The following is a 20,376-nucleotide window of genomic DNA, read 5'->3' as shown; positions in this document are numbered from 1 at the left end:
TTAAATATCTAAAATTACTTTAGTTGCTACTGCAATTTGGTATAAAATCTGAGTTATTACACCGGTTACTTGAAGGTTGTAAGTTTCAATTTTAGGTAATACTAATACTGAATCTCCTTCATAGACTTTAGCATTTTTATCACTGCTAAAAGTTCCTAAGCTTATTTTATCTGCTTTTCCATTAGCATGTATTAATAAAATTCTTTTTTTATCAGCTCTAGTATTTAAATCCCCAGCCATTTTAATATAATCTTTTATTTTTAATTTATCTTGATGAATAAATGCACCAGGAAGAGCAACTTCTCCTTGAATTACAACTAAATTATTTTTGCTAGGTATATTAATAACATCATCATTTTCAAGAACAATTGAAGAATATAATTTTTCATCATCAATTACTATTTGTCCTTTAGGCTCAATTGCTCTAGCTCTTTCAATAAACTTTAAAATATTAGTTCCCCAATTATCTCTAATTTTTGCTTCTTCTGAAGTAGCTGAAGTTGTGGTTAGTGCTAAGGTTTCTAACTCTTTTAATTGGGCTTCAATTAATTTTTTTTGAAGAGCTGCTACGCTTTTTCTATACACTTGCACTGCTTGTTTATTAGATAAATCATTCATATTTAATAAACTAAGAGCTTCTTGCAATGTAGTTCCTTTATCTAAAACTAATGAATGTAAGCTATTATGTTCGCCTTCAATTTTTATGTTTATTTTATCTGCTGTGTAATCTGGTCTAAATTCAACTTCATCGGCATTATTAATATATACATTTTCAAATTCACTTTTTTTATAAGCATTTATACGGAGTTTGTTATTTTCATCATAACTTTTTATGATTGCATTTGTTGCAGTTGGTTTTGCATTAGATAAAATAGCTAAATCATTTAATGTTTTTAAATTCTCTCCTAATTCAAATCTATAAGGCTTTAATACATCACCACTAGCACTTGCATAGCCATTGATTTGTTTTACTAAAATTACATCGCCATTCTTAAACATAGAATAATCTAATTTGCCATTTAATAAAAAATCATACAAGTCTATTTGTTTAATTAGTTGGTTGTTTCTTAGAATTTGAATATTTCTAAAGCTTCCATATTCAAGATTTATTCCACCTGCTTTATCAATGTATTGAATTAAAGAATCCGAGCTAAGCCCTTCATAAAGTCCTGGTTTATTTACATTTCCCGTAACAAATACTGAAATATTTTGGTAAGTATCCATATCTGCGTATGAATATACATTTGATTTATAAGTATTTCTTACTTTATTTTGAATAATATTTACTAAATCTTTATTGCTAACTCCTAACAAATGAATAACTCCAACTTGTGGAATAAATATATTTCCTTGAGAATCAACGCTTGATTTTTGTTGTAATTCTACTGCACCCCAAAGCTTAATATTTATTATATCTCCTATTGCGATTTTATAATCTGGATTATAAATATGTTTGCTAAATTGCTTAAAATTACCTGAGAATAGGTGTGCTCCAAATGTTTTATTATTCACTTGTTGCGATATTTCTTCTTGAGTATTATTTACTGCTATATTTGCTACATCAACTGCAAATGCTAATATTGAAAATACTAATATATAAAATATTTTTTTCATTAATATCTATGCTCCTCTATTATTGAATATGTAAATTTAATAATTCCAAAAACTAATGTTAATATAAAAAATACTGAGAATACATCATAAATTACATTTGGATATATTGCAATTTCTGATAAAACCGGCGAAGAAATTATAATAACTTGTTTTAACTTTTTATTAGCTTCTAGTCTTGATTTTTCATAAGATGCTAGAGCTAATTTATAAGCATCTTCAGCGAATTTTAATTTAAAACTAAGATTGCTAAAATCAATTGCTAAATAATTTAATTTATCATTTTTATCTTTTGAAGTTAATTTATTAGCTTCTTTTTTTAATTGAGATTTTAGTGCGTCTAATTCTGATTTTAATGCTTTTACTTGTGGAGTATTTGAGTTTAAGTAACTATTTAATGTGGCAAGTTCTACTTCTTTTGCTATTATTTTTTCTTCTATTTGTGTTTTTATGGCTGATTGGGTTTTTGCTTGACTTACAGGGTCTAACATAGAATTTGTATTTTGAAATTTATTTATTTCATCTTGGGCTTTACTTAGCTCTAAACTAGCTTTTTCTAATTCTTCTTTTGCAAAACTCATTTGCTCTCTTGCGATTTTATGTGATATTTCGTTTATGAAATTTTCACTTTCCTTAAGTATCGTATCGGCTATTTTTTTAGAATCTTCTGGAGAAAATGCGTTAATTTTAATACTTAAAAGTCCGGTAATATCATCATAAACTACCTTTATTCTACTTTGATAATATTTTAAAAAATCTTCTTTTACATCAAGATTTTTCAAAAATAATTCATAATCAATTTTTCCTTCATACATAGCTTTGATATTTATATCTTTTTGCAAAATTGTTAGCATATCGTATGAATTTATATATTCTTTAAGATACATTAAATCTTCTTTAGATGAACTTGTAAGTCCTATTATTGGTATTAGGCTAGATGTATCAGTGGTAGTGCTTGTAGATTTTACTCCAATTATTGCTGTGCTTTCATATCTTGAACTTGCTATAAAAGCAAAATAAATCAGTGAAATTAAGCTTAAAACTATAATAATTTTAAAGCTTGTTATAAATTTTATAATCTTTTTTTTCATTAGCAACTTTCTTTATATTTATTAATTCCTTCATCTACATCATCATAGATTGTGGCTATTCCATTGTCTAAAAAAACTATTTTATCACACCAAGTTTTTATTTCGTTAATATCGTGTGAAACCATAATTACCTTTGATTTTGATAATTTTTCTTCATATATTGCACGGCTTTTTGCCCTAAAAGATGGATCGCCAACTGCTCCTGCTTCATCTATTAGATAATAATCAAAATCAAAAGCCATACTAAGACCAAATGAAATTCTACTTCTCATACCTGATGAATAGCTTCTAATAGGCTCATCAAAATAATCTCCAAGTTCAGCAAATTCTTTTACATATTCTATTTTTTCTTTTAAAGCTTCTCCACTATATCCGTAGATTCTAGCTATGAATTTGATATTATCTCTAGCACTCAAGCTTCCTTGAAATCCACCTGCAAATCCAACAGGCCAAGAAATACTCTTATCAATTATTACCTTACCACGATTAGGAATGTCAAGTCCGCCTAAAATTCTTAGCATTGTAGATTTTCCTGCACCATTTTTTCCCATTAGACCGATTGAGCAATTATCAGGAAAAGTAAAATTTAAATCCTTAAAAATATAATGCTTTTTTTTATTGTTTAATACAAAGTATTTTGTGATATTTTCAAGTCTAATCATGCAGTGCCAAGCTCCACTCTTTTTTTATAATATAAGCCAAGACTAAAAAATAATAAAACTAAAGTGCAAATTAAAGGATATTCAATATTAATTTGAGTTACTATAGGGTAGGTTTCAAAATAATTTTCTTTAAAAAGTTCAATTATATGCAAGATTGGGTTATAAGCTAGAATATCTATCATTTGGTTTGGGACTATCCATAAAGGAAACATAATAGCAGAACCAAAATACATCATAGTAAGTGCATAGCCTATAATATTTTTTATAACATCTCTACCATAAAAAACAACAGCTAGTAAAAGTCCTAAAGCAAATGCAATAATAACTAGCCAAATAAACATTAAAAGACTATAAACAATATTAAATGGGATAATATTATAGTTTATAAAAAATCCCGTTGTAATCATTAAAATACAAAAAATAACAAAATATAAAATACCTTCTAGTAAGGCTCTAGCTAAAAATACATGAATAGGGCGAACGGGTTTATAAGTAAATAAACTTTTATTAGCTTCAATTCCATTCATTATAAAATTAACAATATTTCTAAACATAAAAAACGGAACCATACCTGTTATTAAAAATAAGCTAAAAGGAACTTGTGGTAATAATCTATTTCTAATTAAAGTAAAAATTACTAGCATAAACAAAACATGCATCATAGGTTCAAGTATAACCCATACATAACCTAAAGTTGGGTTTTTACCAAATCTAGTTTTAAGCTCTCTTAAAATAAGCGCGTTTATTATATGCCACATTTAATTTCCTATTTCAAATTCTTTGAAATTTAAGTAAAAATTTGCATTATATTGATTGTTTTTTAATAAATACCCTTGGAATTTCAAGTATAAATCATAATCGCTTACGAAATTATGAGCATTTTGCCAAAAGCTATCAAGGTCATTTTTATAGACTAAACCATCTATATTATAAATTGCATTACCCAATACTATAGTAGGGCAATTATGATAAAGTGCTTGCATTCCCACCGTGCTATTTATACATATACAGCCTTTAGCATTTTTTAAAAGATTTGGGATATTTCCACGATGAATATAAAACACCTTATCATTTATACCAAGTCTTTTGGTAAGTTCATTTATAATATTTGAATAATCAGTATATGCAATATCTAATGGGTGGTGTTTAAATATCAAAACATTATTATTCGCTCTATTTTTAGCAAATGATTTTATGGTTTTAACTATGAATTTTTTCATACCTTTGTCTTTAAAATGCTTTTTTATTTGACTATCGTTATGCACTTGAAGAACTGCTAAAAAGTATTTTTTGGAATATTTTTTAGCTAAATTATCTACATTTTTTTCTAAAATTGAATATTTAGCTTTTCTATAAAAATGTCTAAACCATCTAAAAAGCTCCATTATATTTAGTGGTCTATGATAGTTTTTGTTATTATAAAATACTTGAAATATAATGCTAAATGTATAATACATTAAAGCATAAAAAGCCATTATTTTAAAACTAGACTTAAATAGTTTTGAGTTTTCTTTATAAGTATTTAGTTTTTTATAATCATTTTTATTTTTACTCATAAGTGAGTTTGCATTAACGCCAGTCATTTCGCAAGTAATATAATTTGGCCTTAAATATCCTTCTTCAAATACATATATTTTTATATTTAGTTTTTTAGCTAAATTAATTGCTATTTCATGAATTGGCCTAGTATCGCCGAATAATATAATGCAAGTGATTTTATTGAGTTTATAAAAATTATCTAAGTATGATTTAAGATTGTTTAAACTTCCTTTGTAATTATATTTTGATGGATAAAATATAAAATCACCCGCCGTAAAATTAATTTTATATATTTTATTGTTTTTATTAAGGTATTTGCTAAAACGCTTAAAAAAAGGCCCTAAAGGTCCTTGTAAAAATAAAATATTTTCATTATTAAATTTACTTATTAAACTATTTATATTCATACTTTCTTTCACTTAGAATACTACCCCCACAATTTAGTAATATTGAGCGTGGGGGGGGGTATTTTTAAATTTTTTAGTTATATTAACCTAAACTTATTAACTAATTAATTTTTAATTATTTCATTTAAAAGTTTAAAGGTAAAATCATTGATTTCTTTTAATTTATCTTCACTAATACTTTCAAATCTAGCTACTAAATAAGGACTAGTATTACTTGCGCGAAGTAGTGAAAATCCATTTTCAAATTCTAATCTCACTCCATCAATTTCAATTAGCTTAGCATTTAGATTAAGAGATTTTATTTTTTCTTTATAAGTATTTATTATATTAAATTTATCACTTTCATTTACTTTTATTTTTATTTCATTACTTGAATATGCTTTAGGTAAGTTGTTTAAAATATCAATAAAATTATTATTTTTTAAATATAGCTCAATAATTCTTAGCATAGAATAAATCGCATCATCGTATCCATAATATTTGTCATTAAAAAATACATGTCCGCTAAGTTCTGCTGCTAAATCCACATTTAATTCTTTTATGGCTTTTTTGATATTTGAATGACCTGTTTTACACATTGAGCAAGTTCCTAGCTCGTTAATTTTATCAAAAATCACTTTTGAGCATTTAACTTCACAAAGGATTTTAGGATTTTTAATATTATTTGCAAATAGATAGCAAAGCTCATCACCTTTAATGATTTTATCTTTTAAAACACATACAATTCTATCAGCATCTCCATCAAAACCAAAGCCAAGTGTTGCAGTATTTTTAACATAGTTATTTTTATAAAGTGGAGTAGGGCAATGATGAGAAAAATTGCTAAAATTAAGCTCATTTTTAATAGCAAATAGATTTTCTTCTTCTGTTGGGTCTGGCTCGTGAGATTTAAACTCGCCATCAAATTCACTAAAATAGTGAGCGTATTTAATATTTAAAATATCTAAAATGTTTGCTACAACTTCACAAGCTGCACCACTAGCCGTATCAATTGCTAGATTTATATTGGCGTTTTTAAGATGAGCGAATTCTTTTTGCAAAAACTCAATATATTTTGTTTTAATATCTAATTCTTCATATTCGACATTTTCAATCTTATTATCAAAATCTTTTATGTGATTTGCAACTTCAGTATAAATATCACTAAGCTCTTTTGCAAAAAAACTTTCTTTATTTATAGTGATTTTAAAGCCATTGTATTCTTTAGGGTTATGTGATGCTGTTATCATAATATTTGCATCAATTTCATAAGCGTAATTGCTAAAATACCCAAGTGGAGTAGGAACAAGTCCAAGTGAATAAACCTTAATTCCTGCACGATTTAGCCCATAAATTAAAGCATTATTTAAGACTTTATTACTAAGTCTTGCATCATAGCCTACGCTTACACTTTTTGCATTTTTATTTAGCATAATTTTACCTAAAATAAAACCTAAAGCCTTAGTAAAACTAGGACTAATCTCAGTGCCAAATATCCCCCTAATATCGTATTCTCTAAATATGTGCTTCATTTTGTTTTCCTTAATTTAATATCTTTAAAAAAATCTTTTGGTCTAGTAATTAATTTTCTTAATTTAGATTTTAAGCTATATTTATTATATTTTTTATCATAAGAATATAAACCTATGCTATTTTCAATGTTATATTTTTTACATAATTGTTTTAAATAGGTTATAAATTCTGGTAATTCTCTTTCATCTTTCCAAACATTATTATTTTTATAATCATACTCTTTCATTTTTTTTATAAGTAAGTCTTGGTTAGTTGATTTTTTGAAATAAAATTTATTAAATAATGGTCTATCATGCCATCTATGAATTAATATTAAATCTTCAAAAAATAATGGAAGTGTATAGTACGCCATATACTTTCTAAAACCTTTTAGGTTTGCAACTATATTTGAAGTTTCATTAATATAATAATCATTTGGTTTTTTTGCGATAGGGTTGTTTGCAATTAATCTATGAACTAATTCTAGGTCTTCGCCACCATGGCCTTGAAAATTTATATCAAATAAGCCTATATTTTTTAAATACTCCTTGTTAATAATCATAATAACCCCATTAAGACCTATATTTTCTATAAGTTTTCTAGAACCTTCTAAATAGCTATTTTTTAATATAGATAAATTTTTGTTTGTTTCAAATTCTTGTGTTCCTGTTTTGGTTAGATATACAAATGGAATTAAAATAAATTTTTTTATATTAGTTTCTAATTCTTGATTTACTTTATTTGATAATTTAATAAAAAAATTATCATCATTTAATAAATCAATATCGTAAAATAATATATATTTTTTACTAGAATGTATTATTGCTTGGTTTCTAGCGATTCCTGGAGAAAATGGATTTTGATATTTAGTGTGTATAATTTTTATATTTGGGTAGTTAGATTTTAATATTTTATTTTTACTAGCATCAGATATTATAAATTCATAGTTTGTATTTTTAAAATATTCAATTAACTCTAATGCTCTTTTATATATGAAATGTTTTTTATTTTTATAACACACAGTTGAAATTATACTGATTTGCATTTTTATCCTAAAATATTAAAAATTTTTAAAGGTTATTATGACATACAAATATAAAATTACACATTTAAATGAATTTTTTTATGATTTTAAAATTAAATTATTTAAAAAACAAATATTTAAACTACCTTATAAATCATATTCAACCTACACAATAGTCTCAGCTGTTTATAATGTAGAAAAATATTTAGATGATTTTTTTACTTCAATAATAAATCAAAGTATAGGGTTTGAAAAATCAATTCAATTAATAATGGTAGATGATGGTTCTAGTGATAATTCAGTTAATATTATTAAAAGGTATCAAAAACTATACCCAAACAATATTACTTATATTTATAAAGAAAACGGCGGACAAGCAAGTGCTAGAAATCTTGGACTAAAATACGTTAAAACTCCTTGGGTGACTTTTACAGACCCTGATGATTTTTTAGATAAAGACTTTTTTAAAAATATAGATATAGAAATATCAAAAAATAATAATTTAGCGATGGTAAGTTCAAATATTATTTTTTACCATGAAAAAGATAATTTTTATAAAGACAATCACCCACTAAATTATAAATATAAAAATAAAAAATCAATTAAAATTAAGGATTTGGATAAAAATATACAGCTTTCAGCTGCTAGTGCAATTATAAAAATTGAATTAATAAAGGAATTTAAATTTGATGAAGATTTAAAACCTTGTTTTGAAGATGCTAAATTTATAAATGAGTATTTATTGGATAATTTAGAAAAAGATGCAATATTTATTGAAAATGCTAGATATTTTTATAGAAAAAGAGTTGATGGTAATTCTACGCTTGATAAAAAATTAAAAGATAAAAGATATTTTTTAGATGTTTCATCTCGTGGATACTTAGCTTTACTTGAATATACACAAAATGAGTTAGGGTATATCCCTAATTTTATACAGCAGACTATTATTTATGATGTTTATTGGATGATAAAGGAGCTAATTGAAAATTATTTAAAAGTTATTAGTTTAGCTATTGAGGAAAAAAAATGTCTTGAAAATATACTAATAGATATATTTAAGTATTTAGATGTTGATGTGATTAAGAATTCTTTTTTATTAAGAAATAATTATTTATTATTAGGAGTTTTAAAAAAATATAAAAATTATTTAGAATATACAAATGCTTGTGTTTTAGAAAAATACACAAAAAAATATTTAAGAATAAGTTATTATTCTGTTACAAAAGAAGATAAACTAGAAATTTTTATAAACAATAAAAAATTTAATATAGATTTGATTAAAATTCAACAAATTAATTTATTAGATGAATTTGTTATTTATAAGAAAATTATATATCTTAAAGAAGTAGGGTATATAAAAAATATAGAAGTAGTGTTAAATAATCAAACATTGGTTAATAAAGATAAAAGTTATTATAAAATCAAGTATTTTTTACAATTGGGTATTCAGTATGATACAACGATAAAATCAGATAATTTTGAATTTATGGAATATATAAACAATAAAAGCTTTAGTAAAAATATTCAAATAAATGAAGCGATATATCAAGAAATACGACATCATTTAGGATATAAAAAACATGAATTATGGTTATTTGCTGATAGGAAGTATAAAGCAAATGATAATGCAGAGTATCTTTATGAATATATTCAAAAAAATCATCCAGAACAAAAAATTGCCTTTGTCATAGACAAGAACTCATCTGATTATATAAGATTAAAAAACAAGAATTTTAATGTAGTATCTAGTTCTGGAATTTGGTTTAAAATACAATTGTTTAAAGCTAGAAAGATTATAAGTTCACATACTGATAATTATTTATTAAAAGGTATTGGTAAATATACTTTATTTAATAAAGATTATATATTTTTACAACATGGAGTAACTAAGGATAATATATCAAACTGGCTTAATTTTAAAGATATTTCGCTAATAATTACAAGCACAACTGATGAATATAATTCTATTGTTAGTGATTATTCTGATTATAAGCTAAGTTCAAAAGAAGTTGTGCTTACTGGCATGCCTAGGTTTGAAAAACTTATAGAAAAAAGTAGGGCGATTAAACAAGAAAAGATGATTTTGATTTTTCCTACTTGGAGAGAGTATTTGGCAGATAAAATTGATAAACAAACATATAAAAGAAAGAAAAATGATAAATTTTATACTAGTTTATATTATCAAAATTATAAAGAACTTTTAACCGGTAAAGAATTGGAAGAATTGTGTAAAAATAATGGATATAAAGTAGTTTTTATGCCACATTTTGCAATGCTTGAATATTTAGATGATTTTAAATTATCTTCTTTTGTAGAAGTTGTAAATATGCAAGATATTGATATTCAAGAATATTTATGCAAAGCTAGTATTTTAATAACGGATTATTCATCAATAGCTTTTGATTTTGCATTACTTAAAAAGAAAATTATATATTTTCAATTTAGCGAAGAAGAATATTATAGCCATATTTATGATAAAGGTTATTTTGATTATCATAAGCATGGTTTCGGTGATATTTGTGCAAATATTTCAGAAGTTATTAAAATACTAAAAGAGAATTTAAAAATTAATTTTTAATTAGTTTTGTTGAATATTAAAAAATTATTTATAGCTTTCAATTTCTTTTATTATCATTTCATATTCATTAGGTGTTCCACAGGGGATAATTTCGTTTTGTTTTATCTGGTAGTATTTAATTACTTTTTTATCTTTTATAAGATAGTTATACATAGGTGCTATATAATATTCATTTTTTGAAGTTTCATTATTTACTAACATTGTTTGAAAAATTGTTATAAAATCGTTTGAGTTTTTAAAATAATAAAGCCCACTACTACATAAAGATGATATGCGTTCTTTTTCTGTTGTCTTTAAGACTAAGTTATCAGTGCCAGGTAGAATAAACGACCAATTATCTCCATCTGCTTCAAAAACTTCTAAATAGCCATCACAATTGGCTAAAAATTCTTCATTTGGTAATTGAAAATTAGGTCTAATTGTATCTATATTAAAAATTAAAATATCATCTTTTATATTAGACTTTTCTAAACCTAAGTATACGGTATGCGCTTGACCTAAAGTATCAAAATCTAGTTCAATAACCATATAAGTTTTTAAATTTAACTTTTTACATTCTTTAATAATAAAATCTTTAGTGCTATAATCTTTTTTACAAATAAATAAAAAATTACAGCCATTAAAATACTTATTAAAGCCACTTATTACTTCATAAAATAAAGTATTGTTATTTATAAGAAGCATATATTTTGGTATTTTATATCCTGCTTTAAAAAATCTACTACTAAGTCCTGCCATTGGAAATATTATTGTCATTATAATTCCTTAAATTCTATATATAATCTTATTGCGTTTGCAAGTAAGGCATATTGTTTTTTTAAATCATCGCTGTGAAGCGGAAGCATTGATAAAAAAAGATGAATTGTTATAATATAAATCTCTTTTATATTAAAAGTATTTTGAAAAATTTCTAAAAATTTACTTTGTATTTCATCAATACTTTTATTTTTATATAAACTAAAATCTATTATGTAATTGTCATTTGTGTTTTTAAATTTTAATTTATAGTGTTTTGCAATTATAAAATCATATAGTCCAATAATTGAATGAAATAACTTAGCATAATCATACGAACTATTTCCGTAAGGTGTTATGTTGTTTTTGAAATCCATTCCTCTAGGATCAATTGTTTTTATAGAAGCAGATTTAAAATCATATAAAATATTGCTAAAACAAAAGTCTCCGTGAATAAAACTATTTTGTTTTTGCTCTATAAGATTACTATCAATGTCCTTTATAATTTCATTTATACTAGTATTAATTTTTTGATTAAAAATAATGTTTTTATCAATGTTAAAGTTAGCTTCTTTAGAGAATTCTTTTAATCTTTGTTGTGTTTTGAATTTATAATCATAGCTAACTGCTTCTTTTGTTTTATGACTATGTAATATAGTTAGAAAATTTTTTAAACTTAAAAATATTCTTTCCCAGGTAATTTTATTGATTTTTCCAAAAACATAAAGCTCTGATAATGTATTTAAATAAAGATATTCTGTATAGTATTTGTTATTTTCTAAATAAAAATGAGGTATATATAAAGATAATTCCTTTGGTAAAGAGCCAAACCAATTTTGTTCTGCTTTTATCCTATTATCCATAGAAGAACTTTTACATACATAACCATTGATGATTTTTAAGGAATTAAATGCTCTTTCTGTGGTTATAGTCTTTTTGGTATTAAAATAATTTGTCGCAATACCACAATCAAGCCAAGTTTGATTTGTGTTTAAATTAAAATTATATTTTTTTGAATAATTTAATAGTGTTTGTTTAAAATCATAATCGCATTCAATTAGGCATTTTAAAAAATAATTTATGTTTTGAACTTCAAAAAAACCATTGAGTATATCTTTAGTATTCAATTCTTGATTATTTTTTATATGGAATATAGGCTTTGTATCTTTAAGTAGATAAGTCCAATTATAATTATCATTGCTTCTTGATACTCCTATGCTATTATCTAAAAAGTTTAAATTTTTAAAAAATGTATCACCATGTAAAATTTTTAAACCTTTTTTTAAATTTGTATTAGTTAAATTTAAACAAATTGCCTGAGATAATGATTGCCCTAATGTTAAGTTTTCATCTAGTCTTAGAATATTTATTTTAAGTTCTTTTAATTTTAGGTTATCATATTTATTTAGTTCGTAACTTTTTGGTATAGTTAGTATAATTTTATCATTTATATTTTTAAATAATGAAGATTGGTATTCATATAATTTTTTTCCGCCTACTGGTAGAAACGATGGTGGTACTTTTCCAAATTCTGTTTCTAGTTCCGGATTTACATAACGAGCAGAGGTTATGATAATCATTTATACCCCCCCCCACTAATGTTTGTAACTTTATGGTCGCTTGAATTATTTGATTTTTGATGCAAAGCTTCTTTATTTAGCAATTCTTTTATTTCGTCATAACTTTTAGATATAAATTCACTAGGTCTAATAGCTTTATCATCTATATAAAATCCATCTTCTCCGCACCAAGGTTTTCCAATAATTATTTCATCATATGGGACATTGTGTTTATTTAACCACTCTATTATTTTAGGTAAAGTGTTAATATTTATCTTGCCTATATTTCCTTTATAAGTTTTCATATTTCTACTTGTGTTGATAACTAATTTAAATCCCATTTTTTTATATTCCATTAGTCTTTTAACTACTTCTTGATTGACTGGTTTATCATCATACTCACAATCTGTGTCAACTGTTATGGTTCCATCTAAATCTATTATTAAGGTTTTCACAGCTTAATCCTTGTTTAATAAATTGTAATTTACAAATATTGTTTTAATTTCAGAAATTGCTTTAACTTGTATTTTATTTTCAAATAATTTTTCAGCTAAATCTCTGTGACCAATAAGACTATGTTTATTTTTTGATAAATTCCAACAATTGCAGTATGTATTCATTAGTGTGTAATTTGATATAGCTAATTTATCATCAACTCCAAAACCATAGTATTCATATACATATGGATAGCAAGTATAAATTTTAGGCATATTCAATATATCTTCATAGATATCAAATAAGTCTATTTTAGTATTTTCTATGTATAAATCAGGCCTTATTCTTAAGTATAAATCATATTGTTTACTTATTTGATTAAAACATCTATTGATTTTATAATACATTTTCATAGAATTTGTAAAATTTGAAAAAAGTTTCTCATCTTCAATATCTATATAAATATTATTAATATTTTCAATTTTTGAGAATACTTTGTATAGATAGCTTTTTGTAATACGCAATGGCGGTAGGTATTGTTTAAGATAATGTAATTTTTCTTTATCATTAATAAATTTACTTAACTCTAAATTTAAATTGTTTATAATTGTTTGGTTACCGATTCTAGAAAAATCAATACTATTAGGTCTATAACTAATATCCCAAGTAGATATGTAAACATCTATTTCCATATTGTTATCTTCTAGACCTAATTTTTTTATCCAAGATTGAACAGCAAGTTCAATCCCTCTTATTTGCCCACTTACCATTAAAGCAATGCTTAGGTTGCCTTTTTTATTTTTATTTTGTAAAATTGAGTCTATTTCAGAGAAAGAAATATTTTTAGAGCATAAATATTGTCTAAATAAATATATCAATTTTTCATCAAAATTTATTAAATATTTTGTGATATATTTTTGTATTAGTTCATGATTTTTGCCAAGTTCGGATAAAAGTAACAGATGTAAAAAACGATTTCCTAATTCAATTCTTATATACTCAATATTTTCTATGTTAATATTTGAAATTAAAAAATATAAATTAAAAAATTCCTTATATTTTGGATTAATAATAACTATGTTATTCATAATTATTTTTTTAAATTTATAATAAATATTAGGATTAGTATAAATATTACTTCTTAAAAATAAAATTTCTTTATATAAAATATCTAATTCTTTTAGATTATTTAGATAAGAAATTACTTCATTTTCAGAATTATTAATCGCTTGAATTAATGTATAGTTCATAAAACACTCCATTTAATTTATTTAGAAATATAATCTAAAATTAGATTTTATAGACTCTTTGGTTTGAAATACTTTTGTTATATTGTTTATTGTTGTTTCATTATAAAAAAAATAATTATAAGAAACTTTACTATCGATTAATGAGCATACTATTGGTTCATCTATAAAGATAAAATTAATATTGTTATTGACTAAAAACTCTACTGATTTTATTAGAGAATTCAATTGATAAAATATGGTATCTAAACTATTTACGTGAAAAATAATAGAAGATTGGAAATTCTTATAAAATTTTTTATTGTTTCCTTTAACAAATAACACTTCTTGTTCAGTTTTAATATATCCACTTTTAAATATAAAAGCTTTACTATTTATATTGTTTTTTATATATTCACATATTAATATAAAGAAGTTTTCTGATATTAAATCACCAGCCTCTAAATACATATTCCAACTATTATGATTGTTTTTTAATACGTATTTTAAACCAATTAATCTTTTATTTTCTCTATCTAAAACTGGTTTTTCTATATTGCTATTTGCATTAATATAAAAAATATTATCTTGACTTATTAATTTTTCATCTGTTCCTACTACAATGAAATTAACATCGATATTATAGTCAACAAAATTAGCTGATTGCATTACACTGTAATATGTGCAATTTAATGCATTTTTTATTTGTTGATTAAAGTCTTTGTTATAAATGATAGGCATAATAAAATTAAATTTCATTGTTTTCCTTTTTTTTCTTTTATATAATTTATAATTTCAATTGCTAGTGCTTTTTTGTTATATAGTTGAATAAATTTATTTATTAAAATACTATTTTTATTATAAAACTCATTATAAATCATTAAATATTCATATACAAGTCTGATAGAAGCATTCAAATCCTCTTCTTTGACTCTTAAAATTCTATCGAAAACCCAATTTTCCGTATATTGATTATATTTTAATTGCATAAATTTTTCTAGATTATTGGTGCTTTTTAACCATTTAATTTTGTGTTTTTGTAAACGTAGTAATTTATCAAAATAATCTTTTTTTATATTATTTGTTATGGAATCTGTTAGATAACCATAATACACATAAACTGTTGTGTTGATAAGTTTAATATTTTTTGCTGTATATATTAATTGCCATGATAGTAAAGTATCTTCACCTACAGCGCCTTCTATGTTTATTAAATTGTTGTTTTTAAGCAAAGATTTTTTGATAATCATTGTTTGCAAGTTTGGAGCATGAAAGTTAACATTTTCTAGTATGTTATCTCCTATTTTATTTTGCAATATTAAATAATTATTAAATTTTATTTTCTTATTATTTTGATATTTTAACAAATTACCTATACATAAATCATAATCGCCATCAATAGCTTGTTGAATTAATTTAGAATAACCATCGATTAAAATATCATCATCCGGATCTAAAAAAGCAATATATTTTGAAGTAGCTATTTCAATACCTTTGTTTCTTGGTTTTGATGCAGAGCCGCTAGATGTGCTAAAATTATAAAGCTTCACATTTAAAAATTTTTTGTTAATATATGATAATATATTTTTTGTTTGAGTATCAGAACCATCATCTACTAATATTATTTCTAGTTGCTTAAATAACGGTAAATTTATAAGAGTTGGTAATAATCTATGTAATAAATAATGTCCAGTGTTATAAATTGGTATTATGATAGAAATTAAGTATTGGGTATCATGCAGCTTCTTTTCCGCTATTTGTTTGTTATAATTAAACCTATCTATGCTATACCCATTTTTATATGTATATTTAGTATTTTCTTGTAATTCTATCAGCTCACTATATTGAAAGTCTTTTGTCCAGAAAATAGTATGTGTTTTACAGATAAAAAAATTTGTATAGTTATGTTCATTGTTTTGTATTAGTTTGTCTGCATCATAGAATGTATTTTTTGTGATAAAACTAGCATTTGTGTACTTAAAGCCATTTATCATATCTGTTAAATAAAATTCATCATAAGTAGATTTTTCGTTAAACCAAGTTATTATATCATATTGATTTGTGATTTCTGCGGTAAGTTTATTATGTTCTATAAATGTTTTATTTTGATAATCTTGGCAGTGAAACATTCTTAGTACTCTATCGTTTTTTGTATTTAAAATTACCAATATAGATCTTGCATTCTGTTGTTTTTGTTTTTTTATCAATTGAAATAAACTATTATATAGTTCAAATGAAGTAAAGTTATCGATAATATACCGTATATTATTAATTTTTCTTTCGTATAGATAATCGTTATTCTGGTTGTTTATATATGCAACTAATTCTTGCGAATCTTCATTTATTATTGTTGTTGGAACGATATTGCTAATAGCAGTGTTATAGTTAGAAAATAGCAAAATTCCACATGCTTGCAATTCTATAACTCTATTAGCAAACATTGTTTCAGAGTATTTTACAGAATTAACATTTATTGCATAATCAAATAACTTATGTAGTTTATATAGTTTTTTAACATCAACACTAGGTGATAAATATTGAATATACTTATCTGGATAACTGTATTGTTGAAATTTTGGGTAATTTCTATCTATAATTTTTAATTTATAGTCGCTATTAATGATGCCATCAAACAGTATGGTCAAATCCTCGCATCTTTGTGAAAATTTTTTTACCCACGAACCAGAAAATAATACTACTTTTTCTTTATTAGTAATTACATTTAATCCAATTGGATTATGTAGAGTTGGATTGATACAAAAGCTCATAGTATATACTTCATTATTTTTACAGTCTTTTTTATAATTTTCAACACTACCATTATCTGATGTTAAAATGTAATCACATTTTTTAGCATAGTCTAAAAATTGCTCATAGCTTGGTGGGTCTTCTTTAGAATAAAATATACTTTTTATATTATTGTTCTTGCAGTAATCTAAAATTTCGAGTACTATAATTTTGTTTATGCTTGTTTTATTTGCTAATCCTAACCATTCTTCATTTAGTCCGCGCCAAGTAGATACAATCATAAAAGCATCAATATTACTTAATTGATTTTTCCAATTTGTTGGTGTTAAATATGTGAAATTAGCTATATTTTCAATAGAATTAAAATATATTTCATCACATATAATTCCAATTTTTATATCAAATTTACTATAATATTTACAACCGTTACTATCTAATATACGTTCGATAGTTTTTTCATATTTATTTACCCAATCATTATTTATATTTTTAATTATTGACTTATTATTAAAATTACTTATTTTTTTGTTTTTATTATTTAATACATATAAAGACTCGTAAAAGCTCGGAATGTATTTTTTGAAATATATTCTAACTATTCTTAAGTTTAAAATATATTCTATGATTTTATTGACACGTTTGTGTTTGTTTGTTTCAATATAGAGTCCATACCTACATAGCTTGTTTTTTGATATTAACTCGATTAAACTTTGATAGTCTAATACTTCATTAGATTGTATTTTTTTAAGTTTGTCTTGCAGATTAATTATTTCAAACTCCAGTAAATCTACTTTTTCAGATAGCACTTGGTATTCTTTTTCAAGTTTTTTATTTTTATGTTCTAAATACTTACTATTCATTAAAATACCTCAAATACTACAATAACTTAAGCAGTTGCTTTTTAGTTTATTTTTTATTAATCTAAACTCTTTATGGGCTACTAAAATAACCTTAAAAGTGTCATCTAATTCATCAATCTTTATCAATTGGCATTTATCTTGCAATTTTTCTGGTAGTTTTTCAATATTAGGTTCAACAGCTTTTAATTCATAACCTAGACTAAATAATTTTTCAACTATTTTTACAGCTGGACTTTCTCTTAAATCATCAATATCAGGCTTAAAAGCTAGCCCTAAGCAAGTGATTTGTTTAGTATTTAACTTATTAGCTTGTTGAATAATTTGCTCTATAACATAGTCTGTTTTATAATTGTTTATATCCCTTGCAGTTTTTATAAGTTTGCTTTTTAATGGTGCAGCATTTACTATAAACCAAGGATCAACTGCTATGCAATGTCCTCCAACACCACAACCTGGGTTTAAGATATTTACTCTAGGGTGTTTATTGGCTAAAGAAATCAATTCCCATATATTAATTCCAAAGTCGTCACATATCATAGAAAGTTCATTGGCAAATGCAATTTGAACATCTCTTGAAGCATTTTCTACTAATTTTGACATCTCAGCAGTTTTGGCATTTGTAGGTATACATTCACCTTTTACTAACTGTTTGTACAGCTCTATTGTTTTGTCGGTAGATTTATTTGTTAGTCCACCTATTATCCTATCATTGTTTATAATTTCTTTTAAAACATATCCTGGTATTACTCTTTCAGGACAATGAGCTATGTAAACATCAGAATTTTCATTAGTGTGTGGGCACACTAAATCGGGTCTTAGTTCTTGAATCCATTTGGAAATTTTTTCTGTTGTGCCTATTGGAGATGTTGATTCTAAAATGACTAAGTCATTTTTTTTAATAACTTTTGCTATTTCACTAACTGCACTCTTGATATAGTCTGTAATTGGTTTAAGTTGTTCATTGTCAAATGGTGTTGGAACACAAATAATAAAAACATCAGCTTCTTCTATTTCCATACTAGCTTTTAGTTTATTATTTAATATTACTTCTTTAACAATTTCTTCTAGACCAGGCTCTACTATATGAATTTTACCTTTATTGATAGTATCTACTACATTTTTATTTATATCAATACCTAGTATAAAATTATTAGTATTTTTTGCAAACATTGCTGCTGTTGGTAGCCCTATATAGCCTAATCCTATAACACAAATTTTCATATTAATTTACTCCTTAAAAATTCAATTATTTTTTCACTTGCCTTACCATCTCCATATGGATTTTCAATGTTTGACATATGCTTATATATATTGTCAATATTGTTGATAAGCTCGTTAGTACTTTTTACTATTAATTCTTTATTGGAGCCCACTAATTTAACACCGCCTGAATTTAACGCCTCTGGTCTTTCTGTATTTTCACGTAGCAATAAGACAGGTTTATTAAAAGTCGGGGCTTCTTCTTGAATACCACCAGAATCGGTAATTATAAAATAACATTTACTCATTAAATATACGAAATTTTCATATTTTAAAGGTTTTATTAAAAATACATTTTTAAGATTATTAAGTATTTTATTTACAGGTTCTTGTACATTTGGATTTAAATGAACAGGATAAACTATATCAATATTCGGGTGTGATAATGCAATTTTTTTTAACGCTTCACAAATATTTACAAAGCCTTGCCCAAAATTTTCTCTTCTGTGACCTGTAACTAAAATAAATTTCTTATTGCTCAAATTATATTCTTGTGAAATTTCTTGAATTATTTTATTTTTCTTGTCAGCATTATTGTTTATTATACTAATAGTGTCCAATAAAGTATCAATCACCGTATTTCCAACCACCATTATTTCACTCTCATTTTTATTCTCTTTTATCAAATTTTGTTTAGTTAAAATTGTCGGTGAAAAATGATAATTTGCCAATACACTTATTATTTGTCTATTAGCTTCTTCTGGATATGGTGAGTATATATTATTTGTTCTAAGACCTGCTTCAATATGTGCTATTTTTATTTTATTATAAAACGCACTTATAGCAGTCACCATAGCTGTTGTTGTATCTCCATGAACTAATATTATTTCTGGTTTATAAGTTTTATAAATTTCATCCAATCCATTTAAAATTTTATTTGTTATAGTAGTTAAAGTTTGATTATGCGACATTATATTTAAATCAAAGTCAGGTTGAATTTCGAAAAAATCTAAAACTTGATCTAACATTTCTCTATGCTGTGCTGTAACGCAAACTTTGGCATTAAATATGCTATTTTTTTGCAATTTTTTAATTAAAGGAACCATTTTTATAGCCTCAGGTCTAGTTCCAAAAACAATTAATATATTTTTCATAATTTACCTTACATGAATCTGAAAAACTTTTATTTTCAATACAAAAATGTATTAAA

General features: G+C 24.3%; 16 protein-coding genes. 1 reads left to right on the top strand and 15 read right to left on the bottom strand.

Features of this window, described 5'->3' with window-relative positions; genetic code table 11:
* The 7 genes from AVBRAN_RS05410 to AVBRAN_RS05380 form a co-directional block, all read right to left on the bottom strand.
* On the bottom strand, positions 1-1,614 hold the full coding sequence (locus tag AVBRAN_RS05410; protein WP_214120547.1) for a polysaccharide biosynthesis/export family protein: 1,614 nt from the start codon (positions 1,612-1,614) through the stop codon (positions 1-3).
* Positions 1,614-2,702, bottom strand: coding sequence for a capsule biosynthesis protein (locus AVBRAN_RS05405; RefSeq protein ID WP_239802671.1), 1,089 nt, complete (start codon positions 2,700-2,702; stop codon positions 1,614-1,616). The genes AVBRAN_RS05410 and AVBRAN_RS05405 overlap by 1 nt, the downstream gene beginning before the upstream one ends.
* Positions 2,702-3,364 carry an ABC transporter ATP-binding protein gene (locus AVBRAN_RS05400; protein WP_239802670.1) on the bottom strand — a complete coding sequence of 221 codons (663 nt, stop codon included), beginning with the start codon at positions 3,362-3,364 and terminating at the stop codon, positions 2,702-2,704. The genes AVBRAN_RS05405 and AVBRAN_RS05400 overlap by 1 nt, the downstream gene beginning before the upstream one ends.
* Positions 3,361-4,122, bottom strand: coding sequence for an ABC transporter permease (locus tag AVBRAN_RS05395; protein WP_239802669.1), 762 nt, complete (start codon positions 4,120-4,122; stop codon positions 3,361-3,363). Before AVBRAN_RS05395 ends, AVBRAN_RS05400 begins: the two co-directional genes overlap by 4 nt.
* Positions 4,123-5,322 (bottom strand): capsular biosynthesis protein, encoded by a 1,200-nt coding sequence (locus AVBRAN_RS05390; protein WP_239802668.1) that lies wholly within the window; start codon positions 5,320-5,322, stop codon positions 4,123-4,125.
* A 92-nt stretch (positions 5,323-5,414) separates the two neighbouring features.
* The gene (locus AVBRAN_RS05385) at positions 5,415-6,821 is read right to left on the bottom strand and encodes a phosphomannomutase/phosphoglucomutase (protein WP_239802667.1); all 1,407 of its coding nucleotides are present in this window, start codon (positions 6,819-6,821) and stop codon (positions 5,415-5,417) included.
* On the bottom strand, positions 6,818-7,846 hold the full coding sequence (locus AVBRAN_RS05380) for a glycosyltransferase (protein ID WP_239802666.1): 1,029 nt from the start codon (positions 7,844-7,846) through the stop codon (positions 6,818-6,820). Before AVBRAN_RS05380 ends, AVBRAN_RS05385 begins: the two co-directional genes overlap by 4 nt.
* A 37-nt stretch (positions 7,847-7,883) precedes the next feature.
* Between AVBRAN_RS05380 and AVBRAN_RS05375 the strand changes: the two genes are divergently transcribed.
* The gene (locus AVBRAN_RS05375) at positions 7,884-10,403 is read left to right on the top strand and encodes a CDP-glycerol glycerophosphotransferase family protein (protein ID WP_239802665.1); all 2,520 of its coding nucleotides are present in this window, start codon (positions 7,884-7,886) and stop codon (positions 10,401-10,403) included.
* 24 nt (positions 10,404-10,427) lie between these two features.
* Here the strand turns inward: AVBRAN_RS05375 and AVBRAN_RS05370 are convergent, their stop codons facing one another.
* From AVBRAN_RS05370 to wecB, 8 genes are read right to left on the bottom strand one after another with little or no spacing between them, the layout of a single operon-like run.
* Entirely contained in the window at positions 10,428-11,159 is a 732-nt protein-coding gene (locus AVBRAN_RS05370) for a glycosyltransferase family 2 protein (RefSeq protein ID WP_239802664.1), read from the bottom strand.
* Complete coding sequence (locus AVBRAN_RS05365) at positions 11,159-12,718, bottom strand: capsular biosynthesis protein (protein ID WP_239802663.1); 1,560 nt, start codon at positions 12,716-12,718, stop codon at positions 11,159-11,161. The genes AVBRAN_RS05370 and AVBRAN_RS05365 overlap by 1 nt, the downstream gene beginning before the upstream one ends.
* Positions 12,715-13,152 carry an HAD-IIIC family phosphatase gene (locus AVBRAN_RS05360; protein WP_239802662.1) on the bottom strand — a complete coding sequence of 146 codons (438 nt, stop codon included), beginning with the start codon at positions 13,150-13,152 and terminating at the stop codon, positions 12,715-12,717. Before AVBRAN_RS05360 ends, AVBRAN_RS05365 begins: the two co-directional genes overlap by 4 nt.
* A gap of 3 nt (positions 13,153-13,155) precedes the next feature.
* Entirely contained in the window at positions 13,156-14,382 is a 1,227-nt protein-coding gene (locus AVBRAN_RS05355; RefSeq protein ID WP_239802661.1) for a hypothetical protein, read from the bottom strand.
* A gap of 21 nt (positions 14,383-14,403) precedes the next feature.
* The gene (locus AVBRAN_RS05350) at positions 14,404-15,117 is read right to left on the bottom strand and encodes a hypothetical protein (RefSeq protein WP_239802660.1); all 714 of its coding nucleotides are present in this window, start codon (positions 15,115-15,117) and stop codon (positions 14,404-14,406) included.
* Positions 15,114-17,966 (bottom strand): glycosyltransferase, encoded by a 2,853-nt coding sequence (locus AVBRAN_RS05345; RefSeq protein WP_239802659.1) that lies wholly within the window; start codon positions 17,964-17,966, stop codon positions 15,114-15,116. The genes AVBRAN_RS05350 and AVBRAN_RS05345 overlap by 4 nt, the downstream gene beginning before the upstream one ends.
* Positions 17,967-17,975: 9 nt before the next feature.
* On the bottom strand, positions 17,976-19,187 hold the full coding sequence (gene wecC / locus AVBRAN_RS05340; protein WP_239802658.1) for a UDP-N-acetyl-D-mannosamine dehydrogenase: 1,212 nt from the start codon (positions 19,185-19,187) through the stop codon (positions 17,976-17,978).
* Positions 19,184-20,320, bottom strand: coding sequence for a UDP-N-acetylglucosamine 2-epimerase (non-hydrolyzing) (wecB, locus tag AVBRAN_RS05335; protein WP_239802657.1), 1,137 nt, complete (start codon positions 20,318-20,320; stop codon positions 19,184-19,186). The genes wecC and wecB overlap by 4 nt, the downstream gene beginning before the upstream one ends.
* Positions 20,321-20,376 lie beyond the last annotated feature (56 nt).

This window comes from Campylobacter sp. RM12651 (assembly GCF_022369475.1).
In the GTDB taxonomy this organism is placed as follows: Bacteria; Campylobacterota; Campylobacteria; order Campylobacterales; family Campylobacteraceae; genus Campylobacter_E.
The sequence above is the reverse complement of the archived record's forward strand: the minus strand, read 5'-3'. Positions and strand labels throughout refer to the sequence as shown.

Bases quoted from the DNA above. Each gene is read 5' to 3' on its own strand.
- AVBRAN_RS05380 (WP_239802666.1), bottom strand. From the start codon at position 7,846: ATGCAAATCAGTATAATTTCAACTGTGTGTTATAAAAATAAAAAACAT.
- AVBRAN_RS05375 (WP_239802665.1), top strand. From the start codon at position 7,884: ATGACATACAAATATAAAATTACACATTTAAATGAATTTTTTTATGAT.
- AVBRAN_RS05355 (WP_239802661.1), bottom strand. From the start codon at position 14,382: ATGAACTATACATTAATTCAAGCGATTAATAATTCTGAAAATGAAGTA.
- AVBRAN_RS05385 (WP_239802667.1), bottom strand. From the start codon at position 6,821: ATGAAGCACATATTTAGAGAATACGATATTAGGGGGATATTTGGCACT.
- AVBRAN_RS05370 (WP_239802664.1), bottom strand. From the start codon at position 11,159: ATGACAATAATATTTCCAATGGCAGGACTTAGTAGTAGATTTTTTAAA.
- AVBRAN_RS05350 (WP_239802660.1), bottom strand. From the start codon at position 15,117: ATGAAATTTAATTTTATTATGCCTATCATTTATAACAAAGACTTTAAT.
- AVBRAN_RS05345 (WP_239802659.1), bottom strand. From the start codon at position 17,966: ATGAATAGTAAGTATTTAGAACATAAAAATAAAAAACTTGAAAAAGAA.
- AVBRAN_RS05405 (WP_239802671.1), bottom strand. From the start codon at position 2,702: ATGAAAAAAAAGATTATAAAATTTATAACAAGCTTTAAAATTATTATA.
- AVBRAN_RS05410 (WP_214120547.1), bottom strand. From the start codon at position 1,614: ATGAAAAAAATATTTTATATATTAGTATTTTCAATATTAGCATTTGCA.
- wecC (WP_239802658.1), bottom strand. From the start codon at position 19,187: ATGAAAATTTGTGTTATAGGATTAGGCTATATAGGGCTACCAACAGCA.
- AVBRAN_RS05395 (WP_239802669.1), bottom strand. From the start codon at position 4,122: ATGTGGCATATAATAAACGCGCTTATTTTAAGAGAGCTTAAAACTAGA.
- AVBRAN_RS05400 (WP_239802670.1), bottom strand. From the start codon at position 3,364: ATGATTAGACTTGAAAATATCACAAAATACTTTGTATTAAACAATAAA.
- wecB (WP_239802657.1), bottom strand. From the start codon at position 20,320: ATGAAAAATATATTAATTGTTTTTGGAACTAGACCTGAGGCTATAAAA.
- AVBRAN_RS05365 (WP_239802663.1), bottom strand. From the start codon at position 12,718: ATGATTATCATAACCTCTGCTCGTTATGTAAATCCGGAACTAGAAACA.